At 46.0% G+C, this 5,083-nt stretch carries 5 protein-coding genes and 1 riboswitch; all 5 genes read left to right on the forward strand.

Annotated features, from left to right (window positions below; genetic code table 11):
- The first annotated feature begins 133 nt into the window (after nt 1-133).
- The gene (locus GX019_00005; protein ID HHT35543.1) at nt 134-298 is read left to right on the forward strand and encodes a hypothetical protein; all 165 of its coding nucleotides are present in this window, start codon (nt 134-136) and stop codon (nt 296-298) included.
- A 310-nt stretch (nt 299-608) separates the two neighbouring features.
- A riboswitch (cyclic di-GMP riboswitch) is annotated at nt 609-698 on the forward strand.
- A 78-nt stretch (nt 699-776) separates the two neighbouring features.
- Nucleotides 777-1,367 carry an HD domain-containing protein gene (locus GX019_00010; protein ID HHT35544.1) on the forward strand — a complete coding sequence of 197 codons (591 nt, stop codon included), beginning with the start codon at nt 777-779 and terminating at the stop codon, nt 1,365-1,367.
- A gap of 396 nt (nt 1,368-1,763) precedes the next feature.
- Nucleotides 1,764-3,131, forward strand: a complete 1,368-nt coding sequence (locus tag GX019_00015; GenBank protein ID HHT35545.1) for a hypothetical protein — start codon at nt 1,764-1,766, stop codon at nt 3,129-3,131.
- Between the two features lie 25 nt (nt 3,132-3,156).
- The gene (locus tag GX019_00020) at nt 3,157-4,161 is read left to right on the forward strand and encodes a LacI family transcriptional regulator (GenBank protein HHT35546.1); all 1,005 of its coding nucleotides are present in this window, start codon (nt 3,157-3,159) and stop codon (nt 4,159-4,161) included.
- A gap of 96 nt (nt 4,162-4,257) precedes the next feature.
- Nucleotides 4,258-5,083, forward strand: an 826-nt coding sequence (locus GX019_00025; GenBank protein ID HHT35547.1) for a ribokinase, incomplete at its 3' end; no start/stop codon positions are given.

A 5,083-nucleotide genomic window follows, 5' to 3' on the forward strand; every position in this document is an offset into this window, starting at 1 on the left:
CGGAATTTGCCTACGCTTGGTATAACCGAGTACGGCCTCACACGTTCAATGGTGGTCTAACACCGGCTGCTGCCAGAGTGGCTTGATACTATGTGCTGGTGTTACAATTTTGCTTGACCACGTCAGCGAAGAATTGAAAAAATCCATTACCTTCCTGAAAGAACAAGGAACGGCCATGGATCTAATCACTGCTTTAGGTAAGCGGTATGAAATAACTGATGTAAGCATACAAGAAGCAGAGATTGAAACTGTTATTAGAGAAATATATGAGCATGGTGTTGAGCAGATGGTAGGGTAATGGTCTCGGCTAATAGATTCTGGATGATTTTATTGCTAATCGTTTCTTCTAAACACTTTGGCCCATCACTTCGGTAAACTTGTTAATTAGTTCCAGTGTGAACTGCTGTTATGCTCGAGTAATATGCCAAGGTTGAAGTGAATTAGCGTCTGTACCGTAAAATCGATTGTTTTTTGTCAATGAATAGAAGTTTTTCGATAAAAACAGAGGATTTATTGTAAGTTTCGAGAATATACTAGTATGAAAAGAGTGCCTTTGAAATGGATAATTAACATTATGAGAATCATAGAGTATCGATAGGAGATAAAAATAGAGATCAGGGCAAACGTTTCGAAAGGGACGGACGCAAAGCTACGGGTCTAAGATCGTTGGTAACGATTATGATCGCCGAGCCGCCTCTAGATAGTTTAGGCATGTTTTTAGCTGCCGGCCTCTTGCCATAGGGTTTTGTTTGCCTGGGTGAAGGTAGGTTTTTTCATTGAGAGAAACAGCTGCACTAGTTCAAAACGGATCCATAAGCGACAGAATAGCGGATGCTCTCTTAAGGTTAGACTTTTTCACCTTTTTTCACTCCTGCCGAGTTGAAAAACTCGCTGCTACCATCGGCAGGCACTTAAGCCTTACGAGCAAAGAAATAATGATTCTAAAGCAGGGGGCACTGCTCCACGATATAGGTAAGCTGGAGGTTCCTTCTGAAATTCTCAATAAACAGGATCCCCTTACACCTCAAGAAATCGCATTAATTCAGGAGCATCCTATCCACGGCTATGACTTTGCCCGGTCCATTGAGATGAATGATAGCGTCTGTCGGATCATCCTCCATCACCATATCTGGGCTAACGGTGAGGGTGGCTATCCTGCTGGAAAGAATCTGCGTCCTTGTCTGCTCACTCAGATTACCACTGTGGCTGATGTGGTTGATGCCATGACCAGCGAGCGTCCGTACCGAACATCCCTAAGTATAACAGAGTGTATTGAATATCTTGAATCCAATACTGGTAAAAAATACAACCCTGATGTTGTTCAAGTGGTCAAGCAGATCATAAGCAGGATGTATAATGCTGTGTAAGACGCCCTTATATGATTAGATTCTATGTGGCAAGAGGCGGGGTAGTGGAAGATGTTCTGAGGTGGACTGAGTTATTACGGATTTATTTATAACTTGATTACAACAGCAGAAAGTTCCCGCTTGATGGTCCTTAGAGAGGAAAAGTAAGTCAATTTAATTTTGGCTGCTCTAAGGTGACCCCCCATTAGATTACTTTAAAGCAGCCTTTTAGGAAACGAGCTCGGTGTTTGGCCGGGCTCGTTTTTTTTGTTGTTCTTTTGGATCCGGAAACGTTTGCAAAACAAATATAAAATAAAGATTAAAATATTGTTGACAGGTGTTGGTTTGGATGGTAATATTTAGTTAATCGTTTAACTCGATTTTGTTTTTAAAAGATTGAACTAGGAGGAGCAGTAAATGGAGCCTTATCTAAGGGTTTTAGTTACTTTGTTGGCTTTGTTTGTATTCTTATCTGTGCCTGCCAGCGCCGATAGCTTAATTATCGTTGAGTCAGTGTCTGAGCTGTTGACTGTTGACGCAGTTGATGGAAGCTTAGTATTTGTTAAAGGATTCTATGAACCCGGTGATGGCGGTGAGGGATTTTTTAGATATGATGCCGAGAATACGCAAGTTCATGATGGCGGTATGGTTATTGTCACCAGCGCCCCTGATCCGGTTTTAGATTTGGATGCTTATCAAAACTGGGGTATAAAAAGCTGGAGAGGTCCTGCCGGTAGATGGGTGAGAATCGGCACCGGCAACGCTGTTAATGTCCGCTGGTACGGAGCTAAAGGCGATGGAGCTAATGATGATACCCTGGCCTTGGTAAAAGCTCTTCGGTACTTCACCGACCACCGTGATGGCGAATTCGGCACAGTCGTTGTTCCCCAGGGTACCTATTTAGTTTCAGCGCAGCTTACGGTTCTGCCCAATGTCAATATTATTGGAGAAGGCATGGGAGTTTCGGTTATCAAGTACGGTAATGAAAGCAGCTATCTGTTTGTGTGCAATCCGGGCGAGCAGAATGTTAGTTTTGCTGATTTGACTCTGATTAATCCTCAGCGGTTGATCTTGTTTAAAGACGCATCTGATGTTGCTTTTAGAAATGTGGAGTTTATCGGCGGAATTGTGCGGATCGAAACCGGTTCAAACATTTTAATCGCTGATTGCCGCTTTTTCGATAATCTCGGCAAAAGCGCCTACGCCAGCGATAATGTCGATAACGCAATCTTGATCGGCAATACCGTGATCAATCCAGAGCAGGGCGGATTTAACCTCAGCGGACACAGAAACAGTTATGCAGCCAATAATACCGTGATTTCCGATGAGCGGATTCAGTCCGGGTACGCCGGCATCCGCCTGCCGAACTCAGCCGAGAATAATCTGATTGAAAATAACACCATAATAGGGACTGATCGGGGCATCTTTGTCTTAACCAGCTCCGAAAACAACACAATTAGAAACAACATCATTAAAGAGACAAGGCTGCAGGGCATCTTCGTGGAATCCTCATTTAATCAGATTTATGGAAACACAATCGTGGATACCTGGGGTGAAAGCATCTATGTCAACAACAGCAGTGTATCCCAAGCCCATGGCAACATCATTATGGACAACACGATCTTAGACACAGAAGAGCCGCCCACAAAAAACCGCTTCGCTGCCTTAAAAGTTTACGGCAGCAGCAACCAAGTTTTATACAATGTTGTTTCGGGCGCTTGGGGACGGAACTTCATCGACCTCCGCGGCGATAATCTCGCGGAAGGTAATGTTTATCATGATTGAAATAAGCTTTAGGTAAGGTGATAGAGTGAGACCAAATATTACGTCAGTGGCTAAATTAGCAGGTGTATCAGTAGCCACAGTTTCCAATGTGATTACCGGAAAAAAATATGTCAGCCCCGAGCTTACCGCGCGGGTAAAGCAGGCAATTGAAGAGCTGGACTACCAGCCCAACATGATCGCTAGAGGGCTTAAATCCCGGAAAACCAATCACATTGGTGTCGTTGTTCCCGATATAACTAACCCCTACTTTGCCGAAATTACCAGGGGAATTGATGAAGTTGCAGTCAAGCACGGCTACCAGATCTTTTTGTGCAACACTGACGGCAGAGCCGACCGGGAAAAAGCCATTATGAATACTCTGATCTCCCATGATGTCGACGGGATTATCAGTGTGGCGCCGCGGCTCATGGAAAGCGAGATTATGGAGTTTGTCGTAAAAGTCCCCTTTGTAATAGTCGATAGAATGTGCGCCCTTGAGCACGAAAACTTAAGCATTCTCTTTATAGACAACTTTAAAGGCGGGGCGGAGATCGCTGCTCACTTCTACAACAGCGGCCACCGCAAGTTCGCCTGCATCGGTGGACCATTATCGGATCAAAACGCTAAAAACCGCTTGGACGGCTTCTGCCATATGCTTAAGCAGTTCGGTATTGACGCAAGCGACATCCTCATTAAACACGGTGAGTTTAGATATGACAGCGGCTATCAGCTGATGGACGAAATCCTGGAGTCTGCTTTTAAACCCACCGCTGTGTTTGCCGGAAACGACCTGATGGCTTGGGGAGCCCATGAGGCAGTTAAAGCTAGGGGATTATCCATTCCCGATGATATCGCCCTTTCCGGATTTGACAACATCTTTTTTTCTGCTTTTCTGAATCCGGCCCTTACTACCGTCAACCAGCCCAAGTTTGAGATGGGCCAGAAAGCTATGGAAATGCTCTTGAGGGATATCAACAAAGAAGCTCAGGAACAGGAAGACGAAAGAAAGGTGATGCTGGACTGCGAACTGATTGTCCGAGATTCAGGGTGATCTCAGCAGCTGCACTTAATCTTTGGTGCAGTGCTGATTTTTCCATACGAGTTAAACGATTAACTATGTTGCTCCACGATTTACGGGGAAGGACTGATGGCAGTGAATCCAGATCAAAACAAACCAGCAATCATCTGCATGGGAAGCGTCAATATTGATTTCGTCATGTTTGTGGACGAATTCCCCGGTGTTGGAGAAACCGTCATAGCCGAGCATTTCTCCAGTTACCCCGGGGGCAAAGGCGGCAACCAAGCGATTACTGCTGCCCAGCTCGGAGCCGAAGTCTGCTTTCTTGGCAAACTAGGGCAGGACGAGTACAGCGAAAAACTCCTGGTCTCATTACAAGAAAGCGGCGTCAACATTGACTCAGTGGTCACAGCTGATGGTTCCAGCGGTGTCGCCATGATTAGAGTTGACAGACATGGGCAAAACTCGATTTCCTTCTGCCCCAGTTCCAGCGGCAGTTTAACAAAAGCTGAGATCGATGCCAAGCAGGACATATTTCAGCCCGGTCGGGTGCTGTTGGCAACGTTCGAAGCAGGGGTCGATGTTGTTTACGAAGCCGCTAAGCTCAGCAAATCCCGGGACATGCTGGTAATTGTCGATCCGGCGCCCATGGCTGCTGCGGTTCCACCGGATTTCCCCCCCTATGTGGATATTATCAAACCCAACGAGGTGGAAGCAGCCCAAATGACCGGGATCAGTGTCACTGATCTGCCAAGCGCCCGCAGAGCTCTGGAGAAATTGGTTGTGATGGGCTACCGCTGTCCAATTATCACGCTCGGGGATAAAGGCGCTGTCTACTACGCTGACAACAGAGTTTATTACGCCGAGCCGGTTAAAGTCAATGCCATCGACTCAACAGCCGCCGGAGATGTCTTTGTCGGAGCGTTGGCCGCCGGGATTATCCAGGGCAGAGATC

The sequence above is a fragment of the Bacillota bacterium genome (assembly GCA_012837335.1).
Lineage (GTDB): Bacteria > Bacillota > Limnochordia > Darwinibacteriales > DTU012 > DTU012.

Excerpts from the sequence above, each read along its gene's own strand:
- GX019_00015 (HHT35545.1), top strand. The coding sequence starts at position 1,764 with ATGGAGCCTTATCTAAGGGTTTTAGTTACTTTGTTGGCTTTGTTTGTA.